Source organism: Bacteroides sp. AM16-24 (assembly GCF_003471885.1).
GTDB lineage: Bacteria > Bacteroidota > Bacteroidia > Bacteroidales > Bacteroidaceae > Bacteroides.
Genome location: NZ_QRKI01000001.1, coordinates 425,783 through 442,175 on the forward strand (window position 1 = coordinate 425,783; position 16,393 = coordinate 442,175).

Consider the following 16,393-nt stretch of genomic DNA (forward strand, 5'->3'; position numbering starts at 1 on the left):
GCTTACTTCAGATTACCGATAGCGTCAATAATTGCGTCTACTTCCTTATTGAAGTCTTCGCGGAATTTCTTGTAGAAACCTTTTACATTTCCCGGCTCGGTATGGCTGATGCGGCTGATAAATTCATCTTGCATACTTAGGATTTTACCCATCAGTTCGTCAGCTTTTGCTTTATCGGTTCCGGGTACGTATAAGCTATTTACCAAACACTCCATGAACAGTTCACCTGCGATATAATTGACGTTTTTCTTAAGTTCTCTTCTACTTGCCATAATCTTTACGTTTTAAGTGAATAAATTGAAATATTTCCGGTAAAGATAAGTACTTTCCACGGTATAAACCAACATTTCATATTTTTTTTGATGTGCGCTTCCTTTCATAATTCAGAAAAAAACACGAAATTTGCGACGCTTTTGAACGAAACTTTACTAACACCTTTAAATAATTAGATAAAATGACAAAAAGTGCATTGCAAATTGCAAGGGCTGCTTATCAGCCCAAACTTCCGAAAGCGCTGAAGGGTGCCGTTAAGGCGGTAGCTGGAGCAGCTACTCAATCTGTAGCCGATCAGGAAGCTATCCAAAAATTGTTCCCTAATACGTACGGAATGCCTTTGATCAAGTTTGAGGCTACTGACGAAGTGGTTAACTTCCCTGCTATGAATGTGGGCGTTATCCTTTCCGGTGGTCAGGCTCCCGGCGGTCACAATGTGATTTCCGGTATTTTCGACGGTATCAAGAATTTGAATAAAGACAGTAAGTTATATGGTTTCATCCTTGGCCCCGGCGGTTTGGTAGATCATAACTATATGGAGCTGACTTCAGACATCATTGACGAATACCGTAACACAGGTGGTTTCGATATCATCGGTTCCGGTCGTACCAAATTGGAGAAAGAAGACCAGTTTGAAAAAGGTCTGGAAATCCTGAAGCAACTTGATATCAAAGCATTGGTTATTATCGGTGGTGACGACTCAAACACGAATGCCTGCGTACTGGCTGAATATTATGCAGCTAAGAAGTGTGGAGTACAGGTAATCGGTTGTCCGAAGACTATCGACGGTGACTTGAAGAACGAAATGATTGAAACTTCTTTCGGTTTCGACACTGCTTGTAAGGTTTACTCTGAAGTTATCGGTAACATTCAACGCGACTGTAACTCTGCTCGTAAATACTGGCATTTCATCAAGTTGATGGGACGTTCTGCTTCTCACATCGCACTGGAATGTGCTTTGCAGGTGCAACCTAACGTTTGTATCGTATCAGAAGAAGTTGAGGCAAAAGATATGTCTTTGGACGATGTCGTAACTTACATTGCACAGGTAGTAGCCAACCGTGCTGCTCAAGGCAACAACTTCGGTACAGTTTTGATTCCTGAAGGTCTGATTGAGTTTATCCCGGCTATGAAACGTCTGATCGCTGAGTTGAACGACTTCCTTGCTGCCAATGCTGAGGAATTCTCTCAGATTAAGAAGTCACACCAACGTGATTATATCATCCGCAAACTGTCTCCGGAAAATGCCGCTATCTATGCCAGCCTGCCCGAAGGCGTTGCACGTCAGCTGACGCTGGATCGCGACCCGCACGGAAACGTACAGGTATCTCTGATTGAAACAGAAAAACTGTTGTCGGAAATGGTGGCTACTAAGCTCGCTGCATGGAAAGAAGAAGGTAAATTTGTTGGTAAGTTCGCTTCTCAACATCACTTCTTCGGTTATGAAGGCCGTTGCGCTGCTCCGTCTAACTACGATGCTGACTATTGCTACTCACTGGGTTATACAGCTGCTTCTCTGATTGCTAACGGCAAGACTGGTTATATGTCTTCTGTACGCAACACTACAGCTCCTGCTGACCAATGGATTGCAGGTGGTGTGCCCATCACGATGATGATGAACATGGAACGCCGTCACGGTGAAATGAAACCGGTTATCCAGAAAGCTCTGGTGAAACTGGATGGTGCTCCATTCAAGGCATTTGCTGCTCAGCGCGATCAGTGGGCTATCACTACAGACTATGTATATCCGGGACCGATTCAGTACTTCGGACCTACAGAAGTTTGTGACCAGCCGACAAAGACTTTGCAGTTAGAGCAAGCTAAATAAATCAGCAAGCTAACGAAAAGTGAATAAGAAGAACGCAAATTACATGAATTACACAAATTTGAATAATCTATTTGCGTAATTTGTGTGATTTGCGTTCTATTTTAACTAATGCATGGCAACTAAAACTAATTCTACACCTCGTCGGAAAATAACTTCCCGTTCTGCTGTACCTGCTGCACGCCGCGGTAAGAAAAAGAGCAAAGAACGTATCATGCCCACATGGTTGCGTACTATACTTGCTGTTGGGATTATTGCTGTGTTTTCTGCCGGGTTTTATTGGTTTTTCATTCGCCCGTATGCTTATCGCTGGAAGCCTTGTTATGGTCAGAAAGGATATGGTGTCTGTATGCCCTGTGACTATGAAGTGCATGGCATTGATATCTCCCATTATCAAGGTAGTATAGATTGGGTACAACTGACATCTAATAAAACAACCAAATTTCCTATCCATTTTGTCTTTATGAAAGCCACTGAGGGTGGTGACCATGCTGACGATACTTTCCCGTTCAATTTTGATCAGGCACATCGTTATGGTTTTATCCGTGGGGCTTACCATTTCTTTTCTCCCAAAACAGATCCCCATAAGCAAGCTGATTTCTTTATCCGTACGGTTCAGCTTATTCCCGGTGATCTCCCCCCTGTACTTGATGTCGAAACTATTGGTAAAAGTACGCCCCATGATCTGAAGATTGCCGTTAAAACCTGGCTCGACCGTGTAGAGTCGCATTATGGTGTGAAACCTATTCTTTATACTTCCTATAAATTTAAAAGCCGCTATCTTAATGATTCGGTATTCAATACGTATCCCTACTGGATTGCTCATTATTACGTAGATTCCGTCAAGTACGAAGGTCCCTGGCACTTCTGGCAACATACTGATGTAGGCAATGTTCCGGGCATTAAGGAAGAAGTTGACTTGAACGTATTTAATGGCTCATTGGAACAATTGCAGGCTCTCACTTTACAAAAATAATTTGGTTGAAAGTTCTCTCTTTTTATATCTGATGTTTTTTAGCCTTTTTTCCCCGTGTAAACGATAAGATTGCCATAGTTGTTTGTTTTAATCATGAGGTATTAACGGGTTTTACATAAGGTATGATTCTGTTTTCTCTTAAGGAACATCCTGTTCACTCTTAGGAATAATTGGATGTCAACCTTGCTTGATCGGCCTGTTAACCAAGGTTGACAGGCCGATCAAGCAAGGTTGACAGGCCTGTTGACCAAGGTTAACACCCAATAGGACTTACTATGAAGTTGTAAAAAGAGTAGGGCAAAGTCAAATGCTTCCTTGTCTGTTGTCTGATTGTGTAGATATGAATCAGACGGTGCTTCATAGTAGAACACAAATTACGCAAATAAAGTGCTGCGCTACTGGATGAGTAAGTGCTAAAGTTTGAACTTTACTGCTGCCCAACGATTTTTCTCCTGATGGTGTACAAATTGCAATCCATTACGTTCAGCTTCTGCCTGAATCAATGGAATGTCATCTACATAAAAACCGCTCATATACAGTTCTGAGCCCGGATGCATGCAGCGCACATATTGTTTCATGTCATTTAGCAGAATATTACGGTTGATGTTGGCAATAATCACATCAAACGGACCTAAATCTTTCAAGGAAGATGCATCCCCTTGTGACACGGCGATATTGTCTACATGGTTCAGTTCAATATTTTCAAGGGAATTGCGTACACACCATTCATCAATATCGATAGCGGTGCAAGGTGCAGCACCACGCATGCGGGCAAGAATGGCAAGGATAGAAGTACCGCACCCCATATCGAGTAAAGACTTTCCTTGCAGGTCACTGTCCAGCAGTTCACCGATGATGAGACTGGTAGTTTCGTGGTGACCCGTACCGAAAGCCATTTGCGGATTGATTACGATGTCATATTCAGTTTGGGGAACATCGTGGTGGAAAGTACTGTGAATGACGCAACGGTCACCAATAACAATCGGTTGAAAGAAATTCTTTTCCCATTCCTCGTTCCAGTCTTTGTCTTCAGCTTCTGTAAAAGTATATTCAATTTTTGTATCCGGTAGGGGGAATTCAGCAATAGTTGTTTTTACAGTTGTCTCATCATACAAATCCTTTTGTATGTAGGCAGCAATACCGTCTTCTTGTTCTACAAAACTCTCAAAACCTGCATCACCCAGAATGGCGGCAAGCACATCGTTCACTGTTTCAGTGCAAGGGGAAGTGCGGAAAGTAAATTCTAAATATTTCATTGGAATACAATATATTGTTAAATACAAAGAGGGTTCCGATGAGGTGAACCGGTTTCTTTGTATATTTGTTTATTAGTTGCAAAGATAATGCAAATCGAATGCAGAACTTTCATGCTTGCATGAAAAAGTTATGTTGAGGTGCAGCTTATCTTCTTTAAAGATAGGGTATTTAGGGAAATCCCTATAATCATTTGGGGAAATTCTCCTGCAGACGGTAATTCCCATCGCTATCTTTGTGACGTGATAAAATAGATAAATGTAAACCAATAAACCACACCCATATGAAAAAGATTGTTTTTTTATCGCTTTTTGCCTTGTGCCTCCCTTGGATGGTTTCGGCGCAGAGCATAGATGACGACCTTTACTACACTCCTTCTAAGAGTAAGAAGGAAAAGAAACAGGAGAAGAAAAGAACATCTGCTCCGGCTGAAGAGATTGTAGTAAAGTCGAATGCACCGACTACGGTTTATACGTCGCCGGGGAATACTACGGTTGTAGTTCAGGATCGTAAAGGAAATACACGTGATGTAGATGAGTATAATCGCCGCTATGATTCACGTGAGAATGACTTCGTAATGGAGGACGATACCTTATATATCAAAGAAAAAGCTGTGCCCGATCCGGAAGGGGAATGGGTAAACGGCTTCGATGGTTCGGAAGATGATTATGAATATGCTATGCGTATCGTACGTTTCCGTAATCCTCGTTATGCAATAAGTATCAGTAGTCCATACTATTGGGATGTCGTTTACGGTCTGGATACATGGAACTGGAACGTGTATACTGATGGAATGTATGCTTATGCTTTCCCAACTTTCTCTAACCGTTTGTGGTGGGATTGGCGTTATAACTCCTATGGATGGGGAGGCTATCCTTATTATGGTTGGGGAGGTTACTCACCTTATTATAGTTACGGCGGCTGGTCCTATGGTTGGGGCGGCTTCTACGGCGGCTGGAGTTGGGGATGGGGACACCATCACCATCATTACTATCCTGGAGGCGGTTGGTATCCCGGCGGCGGTGGACACTGGGGAGGTGGCCATTGGAATAGCGGTAGCATATATACGAACAGACGCCATGATGGAACACGTTATTCCAACGGAAATCGTGTTTCTACTGCACAAGGAACTACACGCCGGAGTTCTGTAACGAATGGTGGACAAACCGTACGTCGTTCTTCGGATGCTACTTCTGTAAGACGCAGTACCGGTACTTCAGGTAGTACAACTCGCAGAGTGGTAGGTACTCGTTCAGGAAGTGAACGTCCGGGAATGAATACCCGAAGAGATGCTGCTTCTTCACGGAGATCGACTTATACTCGTCCCAGCAGTACGCGCAATAATTCATATAATAGTAATGTGGAAAGTGTTCGTAATAGTGGAGGAACTTCTACCCGTTCTTCTTCTGTAGGAACTACACGTCGTAGTAGCACTTCTACATCGACTTATAATAGAGGTAGCTCGACTAATCCTACCAGAAGCTACTCTAATGATTATAGCAGACGTTCTAACAACAATAGTAGTACTACTCGTTCTTATAACAGTAGTCGTTCTTCTTCAAGCAGTAGTTACTCTTCCGGTAGTAGCTCACGTTCAAGCAGCTATTCATCCGGTAGCAGTGGTGGAGGCTCTTCCAGTCGCTCAAGTGGTGGTTCCACTAGAAGAAGATAACTATATGGAGTGTTTACCATAAAAAAGAAATGAGTATGAAAAAGAAATCAACGATAATAGCTTTGGCTGTGCTCGTAGCAACAAGTGTGAGCGCACAGACTGTATATGATGCAGCAAATATAATAAGTAAAGATTTGAATGGAACCGCCCGCTTTGTAGGTATGGGTGGTGCGATGGGAGCTTTGGGTGGTGATATTTCTACTATTGGAACAAATCCTGCCGGTATTGGTATCTATCGCAGTAATGATGCAATGGTTTCATTTGGCTTTTCCAGTATGGGAGTCGAGAGTAAGCTAGGAAGTAATACATTTAATAGTGATAAAAACCGTTGGAATTTTGACAATGCAGGTTTTGTGTTCTCTACGAAGCTCGGGAATGTAACGACCTTGCGTTATGTCAACTTTGGATTTAACTATCATAAAGCAAAATCATTCAATCGGACAATGACGATGGGAGGGCAATATGGTTTGTCGCAGACAGACTTGATGGCAAGCCAGGCAAATCAGATGTATGGTGCAGGAATGGATCTTCAACAGTTGACAGAAAAAAACATTCTTCCGTATGATCAAGACAGAGTTGGCTGGTTAGGTGCTTTAGGATGGGATGCCCGTTTATTTGAAACAGATGACGATCCTAATAATCCTTATTATAGCTTAGGTATTAGCCCTTATGCTACTTATAAGTCTGTAGAAAGAGGGGGAGTGGATCAATATGATTTTAATATAGCTTTTAACTTTAATGATCGCTTTTATTTTGGCGTTACCATCGGAGCATACGATGTAAATTATCGTAAGTCTTATTTCTATGGCGAAGATATGGGAGGAGGTAATGACTATAGTATTAGCAGTGAAAACCGTATCAATGGTGCAGGTTGGGATGCTAAGTTCGGTTTTATTCTTCGTCCTATGGAAGACTCGCCTTTGCGCCTTGGATTAGCCATCCATACGCCAACCTTTTACAAACTGACTTATACTACCAGAGCAGCTATACAATCGAATATTTGGTATGTGAATAATGAAACAGGTGAAGAGTTTCAGGAACATCTCTCTTATGATACTTATTATGAATTGAATAATAAGGATATGAAGAGCGAGTTTGAATTGCGTACTCCGTGGACATATAATTTAAGTATAGGTTATACTGTGGGAAGTAATTTGGCTTTAGGTGCCGAATATGAGTATCAGGATTATTCGAAAATGGCTTTCTATTATCCGGAAGGTGATAAAATGGAGTATGAGAGTGAAGAAGCAAAAATTAATAATAAAGGAGTGAGTACTTTCCGTATTGGTGCTGAATATAAGGTAATCCCGGAATTTGCTCTTCGTTTGGGCTACAACTATAGCTCTGCTGCATTTAAGAATGATGCGGTTAAGACACTTCCTTATAATTCATTGAATGTAGATACTGACTTTGCAAATACGAAATCACTGAGTAATTATACATTAGGTATCGGTTATAGAGGTTCTTCATTCTATGCTGATTTGGCTTATAAGTATTCTACTCAGAAAGCTGATTTTTATCCGTTTGCTTTGCCCGGTAATAATGGTAATTATGATGTACCGGCAGTAACGAAAGTAACAAACTCTCGTAGTCAGGTGCTATTTACTTTAGGTATGCGTTTCTAAACGAACAACAATATAAAGCAAATAACCTTTCATTGCAAATACCTTGTGTATTAAACCCAAGTCCCCGGAAACGATTGCAGCGCTCCGGGGACTTCTTTTAAAAAATGCTTGAATAATAGTGCTTTGCAAGGAATTAATAGGCTATTTTATCTTCCTTATCAGCCCATGCTTCAAAAGCTTTGATGGCTTCGTTGTGTAGCAATACTTCTGAGGGTAGTTTGCGATCGGCAGGTTTTAGAGCGATCTCATCATAAATGAAAGAGTCATCAAAACCTATATTTTTGGCATCAGTCTTATTGTTTCCGTAATACATTCTCTCCAGTCGTGCCCAGTAGATAGCGCCGAGGCACATGGGACAGGGTTCGCAGGAAGTATAAATTTCGCATCCGCTGAGGTTGAAAGTACCCAACTTTGTGGCTGCTGCACGAATAGCACTGACTTCAGCATGTGCCGTAGGGTCACACGAGGCTGTTACGCGGTTCGTTCCGGTAGCTATAATTTCTCCATCTTTGGCAATCACAGCACCAAAAGGGCCGCCACCATTAGCGACATTCTCCGTAGAGAGTTCAATCGCTTTTCTCATTAATTCTTCTTTGGTCATAATGAAATGATTATTTTTTAGTGTTACTGACAAAGATAACAATGTTTTTTATATTCTCCAAGATTGTGAACCTGATTACAGGAGACAACTAAAATCATCTCCTGAAATGAAAAAGAACGTCCCCTGAAACAATTTACCAATACCAACCTATGCCTATAGAAGCCGGGTAGAGTTCAGGGCCTTTGTTCTTTTCAAACAAGGAAGTTAGTGCAAAACGGGCATTGAATCCCAGGCAACCGTAACCGGCTTGCAACAACAGGTTCATTCCAAGTGGATGGGTGTTCAGTTTATCGCTCAAAGTGTGTTTCTTATTATCATATTTAGCTCTGGATTTAACTCCCACACGCCATTCTATTTCCGGACCGGCTGCAATGAAAGCACGGCGGCTGCCAAATTTGGTTTGCCACTCCAGGCTGACAGGGAGGCGGAAAGCCCAATAGCGCAGCCAACTCTTTTGATAATCTACATCGTCGGCTTGTCGGCAAACAGTGATGCCATCGACTTTTTCGAAACCATAGTTATCATCTAATTTGTAGACGATGCGTGCAAGTCCGAGAGTCGTAGTTAATCCCCAATGATTGTCTCGTGTAATAGCTACGCCGGTATTGAACAGATTAATTCCCCATTCCCAAGACTTAGAGCCAAGTTGCGGTACTTTGGCAGAATATTGGAACGTGCTGCTTGCCAGTTTGTTGAAACCGAAGTAAATAGCAGGGTAGTGCGGATCAAAGCGATAGTAGCCTTTCTTTTTCTTCACGAAAGGTACGGAAACTGTGGTGGTTCGCTCAATGCTGCGTCCGTCCAGATACACACCTTCAAATACCTGAGTATTTTCTATGGTGTCATTTTCAGCTTTCGCTTCATACATTTTTACTTTGATTTTACCATCACGTTCTTTAATAACCACCTTCCGTCCGTTGAGGTAGAGGGTTGTGTCTTGCGGGATGCTTTCTTGTGCCACGACTGTCATTGAAGCCATGATCAGAAATAAAAAGAGTATTCGTTTCATAAGATTTATTATTTGTGATTTATAATTTTCAATATTAGTCTTTACTGAATATCAGTGTAACAAGGTCATCGCTGTCTATTTCTCCTTCGATATAGATAAGCGTAGCTTCGCCTTTCTTTCCGAGCCGGAACAATATGAATCGATTGGTTTTGTCTTTTACCGGAGGCAGCTGATAGTATCCCGATTGAATACGTCCATCTGTGATTACCTCTTTGATCTTTTTGGCATATTCCCGATCGGCTTCCAGGCAACGGTAAATGTCAGGTAATGCTTTTTCAGCTTTCGACAGCTTTAGGCTTTGGTAATGGGTTATGTCCCATGTTTTGGATAACATCTTCGATAATTCCACATAAGTGGCCCCTTTCTCGTTACCGTATTTCTGAAATACGGAAGCTATTTGTAGCCCCTTTTGGGCGTACATACCGGTGCTGAGTAGAAACAGCAGGCAGCATAGCAGGGTACGAATGAGCTTTTTCATAATCATATCTATTGATTTTTATTATTCAAACATCAGGTCAAGTACTTCATCTTCCGTAGTCCGCATATCGCGGAAAGCGGCAAGGGCTTGTTCACGTACAAGGTTCTCATCGGTGTATTGTTTACCGTCAATGATGACATAGTTATCCGGAGTGGCATGAAGATAACGTTGTGTACCTGCAATACCGATAAGTAATAATAGTCCGGCAGCTATTCCCCCGGTCATATAAATGAAGCGTCGATGGAAAGAGAGTTTTTTAGCAGGGATGCTTTCTTTCCGGAATGCTTTTGCTTCCTGGTCCAAGCAGGCAAACAGGGGACGGTATACTTGTAGGGATTCCGGTATATTCTCTTGTGTGAAGAAACGGCGCAGTTCGCGTTCCTCGTTACATGAGGTCTGTCCCTCAAAATAGCGATCTATTAATTCTTCTATCTTCATGCTTGTTTCCTCCTTATTTTTTCTTGTATGGTTTGCATGTAAATTTCCCTCACTTTCTTCCGTGCTCTCGACAGGTTACTCCGGATAGCCTCCGGATTACAACCTGTGATGTCGGCAATTTCTTCTGTTTCGTACTCTTCGATATCCTTCATCCGCATGATGGTACGCTGCAAGGCAGGCAGTGAATTGATAATCTCGTGCATCAGACGGATTTCGTCTTTTATCTCAAGCAGCCGTTCCGGTGTTCCGCTGGGGGTGGCATCTTGCACATATTCCAATGGTACATTGGTTATATGTTTAGTACGCCACATATCCATACAGAGATTATGTGTCATGGTCATGGCGAATGCTTCGATACTTCGGTACTGTTCCAGTTCAAGCCTTTTATTCCATAGCTTGAGTAGGACTTCCTGTACGGCATCTTCTGCATCGTCCGGACTTTCGGTCAGCTTCCGCGCATAATTCAATAGCTTATTGCGGAGGGGTAGAACGGATATTTTAAATTGTTTGAGTTCCATTTACATAACTAAGACGAACGTGTAAGACGAACGTGACATCAAAAATAAAAAAAAGTGTTGCGCAAAGCAATTTTTTATTTTGCTTTGGCAACACCTACTTTTTTGAGAGAATATGAACTACTGCTTAATGATCTTTTTGGTGTGTCGTTCACTATTCAAAGATTGGTTGGCAAGACAAAACTAAGGATTTGAAACTGGAGGGTAAAAGAAAAAGGATGAACTCATGACTGAATTCTGAAAACTGTTAGAATAATAAAAATGGCCTGTAATTTCTTAAAAGAGACTACAGGCCATAATATACAATCTGTATATTTAATAGAGAACCTATTGATTAATATCCGTAATTCTGTGGATTTGGATCTGCCGGTTCCAGTCGGTCTATATGTTTTTGTGGAATCGGACGGAAACGATGGAAGGGTTGGATGTTTTCTGCAGCAAGTGCACTGCGTTCTTTTATTCTTGCTACAAAGAAGTCGGCTCCGTTACGTACTAATTGTTCGAAACGGTGTAATTCACCTTCCATTTCGCGGCCATATTCATCCAGGAAGAATATAAGCTTCTGATCATCGTCCATTGTGCTCAGGAAATCCGCTGTTACTTTCATATCTTCTACTGTGGATTTACTTATATTAGCTATGTTACCACCATCATATTTGTAGAAGTTTGGAGTTTTCTCTTCACCTTCCTTCCATGCAGCGCGCTCACGTACTATATTCAGTGCAGCAGCAGAATTGGTATAGTCTCCTTTTAAGGCAAAAGCTTCGGCTAACATGATATATGTTTCCGCCAAACGATAACAGAAATAGTCCCGATAACCGGATTGATCGTTGGCAGATGTACGCCGGCTATCCAGATACTTAATCAGACTGGGATAAGTATTACGAATACCATCACGATCGCTTCTTTCATTCAGACCTGGGCGATTGATTGATTGCATTGGAATATACCAGTATGGTTCTATGGCGCGGGCAAAAGCCAATTTTTCTGACTTGGTTCCTTTAGAAAAACGTTTGTCGACATCTTCCATTGAAAAGACGATAGCTGTGTCACCGATAGCATAGCGCTGATTACCGACCGTTTCTCCGATACTAGCAGGGTCGAAATTGCCTGTTGCATTAGAAAATGTTGTCCAAGTAACATTAGGTGCCTGATTACAATAGTATACCCAGATGTGTGATTTATAAAGTCTTGAGTCTATCAGTTTACCATGCTTATTGCTTGAATAATACTGTGGTCCATATAATCCGTTGTCTTCATACAGGAAAGGAGTTGGAGAAGCTCTTCTCCAGGGTCTACCTGTAATCAAATCACGTCCGATACCGTTACTTGTTCCCCATTTAACACTTTCAGTGCCGTTTCCGTTTGCAGTGGTCATAGGCATGCCTTCTGCCTGGGTGGTAAACATCATATGAAGCCAGTTACCTCCTGTATTTACATCTGTTGCCAGTTGATTGTTATAAAAGTGATCTGTGGAGAATTGGATATTGAACAATATCTCAGAACCAGCATAATCATCGGGAGTCGGACCTCCGGTTTTGGGATTGTATCTCCAGAGGTCGGAATAATCAGAGGCTAATTCATGTAGACTGCCGCTTCCGGATTCGCTACCAAAATGACATACGGCACTTGCGTATTTAATTGCTTTATCCAGATCTGTACTTTCTGCACCACGGTCTTCGTTCATATGGCTATCCGATTGACTTCCTGCCCACTTCTGGCTATAACGGAACATGTATGCTTTGGCTAATAAATGTCCGGCAGCTCCTTTGCTGACACGTCCGTAATCACCTGTCACTTTACCTTCAGCATCTGCCCACGGTAACAGATTATAAGCATCTGTAGCATCTTGGATGATTTGTGCCCAAATCTCTTTCTGCGGAGCACGTGTAAAATTGAAGGTCGGTTTATCTATAGGTTGCAAAAGTAACGGACAGTCACCATAGTGCACTACCAGTACGGAGTAATAATAAGCACGCAGAAATTTCAGCTCACCTTCGCGTATGCTTTTTATATCTTCTTTCATATCTTTGTTTGAAGCGATGTACTGTAATCCCAGATTGGCACGTGCCACACCGTTATAACAATCCGTCCAAAAAGAGGAGAAAGTTTCATTAGAAGGGTTCATTGTAGATGTGTAGAGAGCAAAATCAGTACCGCCATCCCCACCAATGGTATACATATCCGTACCAATCTCCTGGAAAATGATACCCGAAGGCGTATTGGAGGTGGAAAACATGCCGCGTCCATTTTGGTAACATGATGCTACAAGAGTTTCTATGCCATCGGCTGTTTCATAGTAACTATAGTCTGTATTATAGCCTTTTTCGTCTAAGAAGTCAGAGCAGGCAGCTAAACAGAAACCTAATGCTCCAATAATAAATGTATGTTTGATATGAGTTTTCATTTTTATGAATTTTAATGGATTAGAAGGTCAAATTTATACCGAAGATATAATTCTTCATCGTAATTGGGTCACTGTATTCTTCTTGCTTGCGATCCCATGTTCGTCCAGCTTTGACGGAGCCTTCCGGATCATTGTTAGGATAGCTTGTAAAGGTAAACGGGTTTTGTATTTGCACATAAAAGCGTGCTCTTTCCAGTCCTAAATATTTAATGATACTTTTAGGAAGGCTATATCCCAAAGTGATGTCTGAAATACGAACAAAGTCTCCTTTGTTATACCAGTAGGCTTGTCTGTTAGCTTGATCGGCATCTCCTTTGGTTGGTTTTCTAAACTGGGTTTGAGTATTTTCTGGTGTCCAGTAATTAGCATAGCGAGTATTCATACGACCGTCATGTCCTACGCCCGGATCACAGTAAATGGTATGCCCGAACATGCCATACATGAAGATGTAAAGATCGAAATCTTTGTATCGGAATGTATTTCCCATACCTGCTGTCCATTTAGGCATTTTTTGTCCTCGAATAGTGCGATCCTTAGAGTCTATTTTATAATTACCGTCTAAATCAACGAAACGCAGGTCGCCCGGTTTATAAGAATGCCCATTAGCATTGAATTTTGCCATTTCTTCCATATCTTCTTTAGAGTATCCCCACACATATTTGGTATTTACATAGTCATAATAGGTATCTACTGGATGACCGACAAACCACATATTGGCAATATCTTCCTGTAATCCGCTGGCCAGTTTTACAATTTTCTCTTTATTCGTAGCAAACTGTAGTGAGGTGGTCCAATTGAAATTCTTATTTTGGAAATTTACTGTTTCCAGTGTAAACTCAAAACCTGTGTTTTCTGTTTCGCCTACATTTTCCGTGATACTTCCAAAGCCTGATACTTCAGGGAGAGCACGTGGCATCAGTAAGTCATAAGTGTTCTGTTTGTACCACTCAACACTACCGGAGATGCGTCCATTGAACAGACCGAAATCCAAGCCGATATTGTACTGTCCGGTAGTTTCCCAAGTCAATGCTTTGTTGGAAAGTGAACTTGGTGCATAACCTATGACTCCCGTATTTCCCCAAGTGTAACGGCTACTGGTGATTTTACCAATCGTTTCGTATGGGCTAACGGCAGAGTTACCAGTCTTGCCATAACCGAAACGCAATTTCAGATTACTGATACTACTAAGATTATCCTTAATGAATGCTTCGTCAGAAATGCGCCATGCTAATGCTACGGATGGGAAAGCTACCCATTTGTGACCTTCTGCCAAACGTGAAGAGCCATCATAGCGTAGAGAAGCTGTCAACATGTAACGGTTATCTTTAAAACCATAGATGGCACGTCCCATCCATGACATCATGGTCCATTGAGTAAAACCACTGGTGACACCTTGTGTTGTGGCACTTCCCAGATTATAGTAGAGTTGAGATTCAAGAGGAATACCTACACCACTGGCAGTGAGAGGTTCTTGTGTGAATTTTTGTGTGGACTGTACTGCTGTCAAATTCAAACTGTGCTGACCAAATGTTTTTGAGTATGCAAGGATATGTTCCAATGTCCAACCCCTGTCAAAAGTTGCTTTTTGTTCAGCTTTGGCATTACCAAATCCTTGTGAGGTTGATGCTTTGGCATAAAACGTCTGTTCTTGTCCACTATAATAGTCGGTACCAAAGTTTACTCGGTAAGACAAACCGTTATCTAATTTTATCATGGCATAGATAGTGGCATCGATGCGATTCCTTTTGGTACGACCTTCTGTTCCGCTAAAATCATAAAAGGGATTCCACAACATACCTTCTCCCGTGGGGTGGGGGACAAGACCCAATGCAGGGTCACCATCTTGGGTTACATCTCCTCCTACACCATAGTCACCGCTACCACCAGGAGAATAGTACGGAGTGCCTAATGGATTCCAGTTACCACCCACTCCGGTACCATTGAAGTATTCCCAGTATGCAAAATTGCTGGTGGCTCCCATAGTGATATATTTACCTAAATTTTGGTCCAAATTCATGCGTAGGGTATAACGTTTCCGATAGGAGCGGGGAGTGATACCATTATTGTCCATGAACGAACCGGAAATAAAGACTTTGGTATCTTTACTTCCACCTCGTATGCTGATATTATGATTCTGTGAAATAGCTTCATCGCGCATACCAGCACCCTGCCAATCAAAGGTGCGTAACATAGAAGGGTTATATGAACCACCTTCCCAAGCACGCTTGACAGATTCCAGAACGTAGCCCGAAATATCGCGAGAACCTATATATTCTAATTTTTGGTCATATTCCCAACTGGGGGTCATAGAAGGATAGGTACAACTAGGGTCTATACTGTAACCGCCCTCACCATCATAAATGTAATTACGGTCAGCCTCACGTAAATATTCCAGATATTCTGCTCCATTTCGCACACGACGATATTCATCTACTTTACTGATGGTTAGATAGCCATTGTATTCTACATTGACTTTGCCAGTTTCACCCTTTTTAGTAGTTACTAATATGACACCATTTGCACCACGGGCACCATAGATAGCGGTTGCTGAAGCATCCTTCAAAACTTCAATGGATGCGACGTCTGAGGGATTTAAGATATCTGACCCCCCATTGACGGGTACACCATCGATGACGAATAGCGGTTCGTTGCTGGCGGAGATAGAGCGGTTACCACGGATACGAATCATTGGAGTATCGTTCAGACCTCCTCCTGCTACCATGACACCGGCTGCTTTACCGCGCAAAGCTTCCTGAATATTAGTAGGTGCTGTTGCCATCAAATTTTCAGCTTTTACTTGGGTAATGGCACCGGTCAGGTCACGTTTCTTGGCGGTACCATAACCTACTACTACTACTTCATCTAAAGTCTCAGTATCTTCTTTTAAGGTAATGTTCAAGTTTTTTTGTCCGGCAATGTCCAGGGTTTGTGACTGGTAACCGATGAAAGATACCCGAAGTTGCCCCTTGGAGGAAACGTTTAGGGAGAAGTTACCATCAATGTCCGTAATGGTACCATTGCTGGTCCCCACTTCTGTTACATTTGCTCCAATAACGGCTTCACCGAAACTATCTTTCACTGTACCTTTAACGGTATTACTTTGTGCAATGGCCCATATTGGTATGAAGCTAAGCAGGAGTAATAGTGTCGATAACTTAAAATAATAAGTAGTGCTTTTCATTATTACTATTAATTAATGGGTTAATAAAAAATGTTTTTTGTTTTCTGGGAACAAAGGTATGTAATGTATCGGAAGTGGGTGTCATATTACTATTGCAGAAAGATTAAGTGATGTTGCGTTTATCATTGAAGGTGTAACA

Annotated in this window: 13 protein-coding genes; 4 read left to right on the forward strand and 9 right to left on the reverse strand. The window is 41.9% G+C overall.

What is annotated here, in order from left to right; genetic code table 11:
- Positions 1 to 2: 2 nt before the first annotated feature.
- Positions 3 to 272, reverse strand: coding sequence for a hypothetical protein (locus DW182_RS01590; protein WP_007663915.1), 270 nt, complete (start codon positions 270 to 272; stop codon positions 3 to 5).
- Positions 273 to 454: 182 nt separating this feature from the next.
- Between DW182_RS01590 and DW182_RS01595 the strand changes: the two genes are divergently transcribed.
- Together DW182_RS01595 and DW182_RS01600 are read left to right on the forward strand one after the other, a co-directional pair.
- A complete protein-coding gene (locus DW182_RS01595; protein ID WP_021966993.1) occupies positions 455 to 2,101 on the forward strand; it encodes a diphosphate--fructose-6-phosphate 1-phosphotransferase in 1,647 nt (548 codons plus the stop codon).
- Between the two features lie 112 nt (positions 2,102 to 2,213).
- Positions 2,214 to 3,074: a glycoside hydrolase family 25 protein gene (locus tag DW182_RS01600; RefSeq protein WP_118294423.1), complete on the forward strand. Its 861-nt coding sequence runs from the start codon at positions 2,214 to 2,216 to the stop codon at positions 3,072 to 3,074.
- 413 nt (positions 3,075 to 3,487) lie between these two features.
- Here the strand turns inward: DW182_RS01600 and prmA are convergent, their stop codons facing one another.
- On the reverse strand, positions 3,488 to 4,330 hold the full coding sequence (gene prmA / locus DW182_RS01605; RefSeq protein WP_117707354.1) for a 50S ribosomal protein L11 methyltransferase: 843 nt from the start codon (positions 4,328 to 4,330) through the stop codon (positions 3,488 to 3,490).
- A gap of 281 nt (positions 4,331 to 4,611) precedes the next feature.
- Between prmA and DW182_RS01615 the strand changes: the two genes are divergently transcribed.
- Positions 4,612 to 6,000, forward strand: coding sequence for a hypothetical protein (locus DW182_RS01615; protein ID WP_118294424.1), 1,389 nt, complete (start codon positions 4,612 to 4,614; stop codon positions 5,998 to 6,000).
- A gap of 35 nt (positions 6,001 to 6,035) precedes the next feature.
- Entirely contained in the window at positions 6,036 to 7,625 is a 1,590-nt protein-coding gene (locus DW182_RS01620; RefSeq protein ID WP_021967749.1) for an OmpP1/FadL family transporter, read from the forward strand.
- Between the two features lie 133 nt (positions 7,626 to 7,758).
- Here DW182_RS01620 and DW182_RS01625 read toward each other — a convergent pair whose 3' ends face one another.
- The 7 genes from DW182_RS01625 to DW182_RS01655 all read right to left on the reverse strand — a co-directional run bounded on the left by DW182_RS01625 (position 7,759) and on the right by DW182_RS01655 (position 16,254).
- A complete protein-coding gene (locus tag DW182_RS01625) occupies positions 7,759 to 8,226 on the reverse strand; it encodes a nucleoside deaminase (RefSeq protein ID WP_021967750.1) in 468 nt (155 codons plus the stop codon).
- 133 nt (positions 8,227 to 8,359) lie between these two features.
- On the reverse strand, positions 8,360 to 9,235 hold the full coding sequence (locus DW182_RS01630; RefSeq protein ID WP_118294425.1) for a hypothetical protein: 876 nt from the start codon (positions 9,233 to 9,235) through the stop codon (positions 8,360 to 8,362).
- 34 nt (positions 9,236 to 9,269) lie between these two features.
- On the reverse strand, positions 9,270 to 9,713 hold the full coding sequence (locus tag DW182_RS01635; RefSeq protein WP_118294536.1) for a DUF6108 family protein: 444 nt from the start codon (positions 9,711 to 9,713) through the stop codon (positions 9,270 to 9,272).
- Positions 9,714 to 9,734: 21 nt separating this feature from the next.
- Entirely contained in the window at positions 9,735 to 10,151 is a 417-nt protein-coding gene (locus DW182_RS01640) for a hypothetical protein (RefSeq protein ID WP_115501704.1), read from the reverse strand.
- Complete coding sequence (locus DW182_RS01645) at positions 10,148 to 10,669, reverse strand: RNA polymerase sigma factor (protein ID WP_118294426.1); 522 nt, start codon at positions 10,667 to 10,669, stop codon at positions 10,148 to 10,150. Before DW182_RS01645 ends, DW182_RS01640 begins: the two co-directional genes overlap by 4 nt.
- A gap of 331 nt (positions 10,670 to 11,000) precedes the next feature.
- Entirely contained in the window at positions 11,001 to 13,073 is a 2,073-nt protein-coding gene (locus tag DW182_RS01650; RefSeq protein ID WP_118294427.1) for a RagB/SusD family nutrient uptake outer membrane protein, read from the reverse strand.
- Positions 13,074 to 13,092: 19 nt separating this feature from the next.
- Entirely contained in the window at positions 13,093 to 16,254 is a 3,162-nt protein-coding gene (locus DW182_RS01655; protein ID WP_118294428.1) for a TonB-dependent receptor, read from the reverse strand.
- Positions 16,255 to 16,393 lie beyond the last annotated feature (139 nt).

Coding starts and splice junctions, on each gene's coding strand:
- DW182_RS01590 (WP_007663915.1), bottom strand. CDS start 272: ATGGCAAGTAGAAGAGAACTTAAGAAAAACGTCAATTATATCGCAGGT.
- DW182_RS01595 (WP_021966993.1), top strand. CDS start 455: ATGACAAAAAGTGCATTGCAAATTGCAAGGGCTGCTTATCAGCCCAAA.
- DW182_RS01600 (WP_118294423.1), top strand. CDS start 2,214: ATGGCAACTAAAACTAATTCTACACCTCGTCGGAAAATAACTTCCCGT.
- prmA (WP_117707354.1), bottom strand. CDS start 4,330: ATGAAATATTTAGAATTTACTTTCCGCACTTCCCCTTGCACTGAAACA.
- DW182_RS01615 (WP_118294424.1), top strand. CDS start 4,612: ATGAAAAAGATTGTTTTTTTATCGCTTTTTGCCTTGTGCCTCCCTTGG.
- DW182_RS01620 (WP_021967749.1), top strand. CDS start 6,036: ATGAAAAAGAAATCAACGATAATAGCTTTGGCTGTGCTCGTAGCAACA.
- DW182_RS01625 (WP_021967750.1), bottom strand. CDS start 8,226: ATGACCAAAGAAGAATTAATGAGAAAAGCGATTGAACTCTCTACGGAG.
- DW182_RS01630 (WP_118294425.1), bottom strand. CDS start 9,235: ATGAAACGAATACTCTTTTTATTTCTGATCATGGCTTCAATGACAGTC.
- DW182_RS01635 (WP_118294536.1), bottom strand. CDS start 9,713: ATGAAAAAGCTCATTCGTACCCTGCTATGCTGCCTGCTGTTTCTACTC.
- DW182_RS01640 (WP_115501704.1), bottom strand. CDS start 10,151: ATGAAGATAGAAGAATTAATAGATCGCTATTTTGAGGGACAGACCTCA.
- DW182_RS01645 (WP_118294426.1), bottom strand. CDS start 10,669: ATGGAACTCAAACAATTTAAAATATCCGTTCTACCCCTCCGCAATAAG.
- DW182_RS01650 (WP_118294427.1), bottom strand. CDS start 13,073: ATGAAAACTCATATCAAACATACATTTATTATTGGAGCATTAGGTTTC.
- DW182_RS01655 (WP_118294428.1), bottom strand. CDS start 16,254: ATGAAAAGCACTACTTATTATTTTAAGTTATCGACACTATTACTCCTG.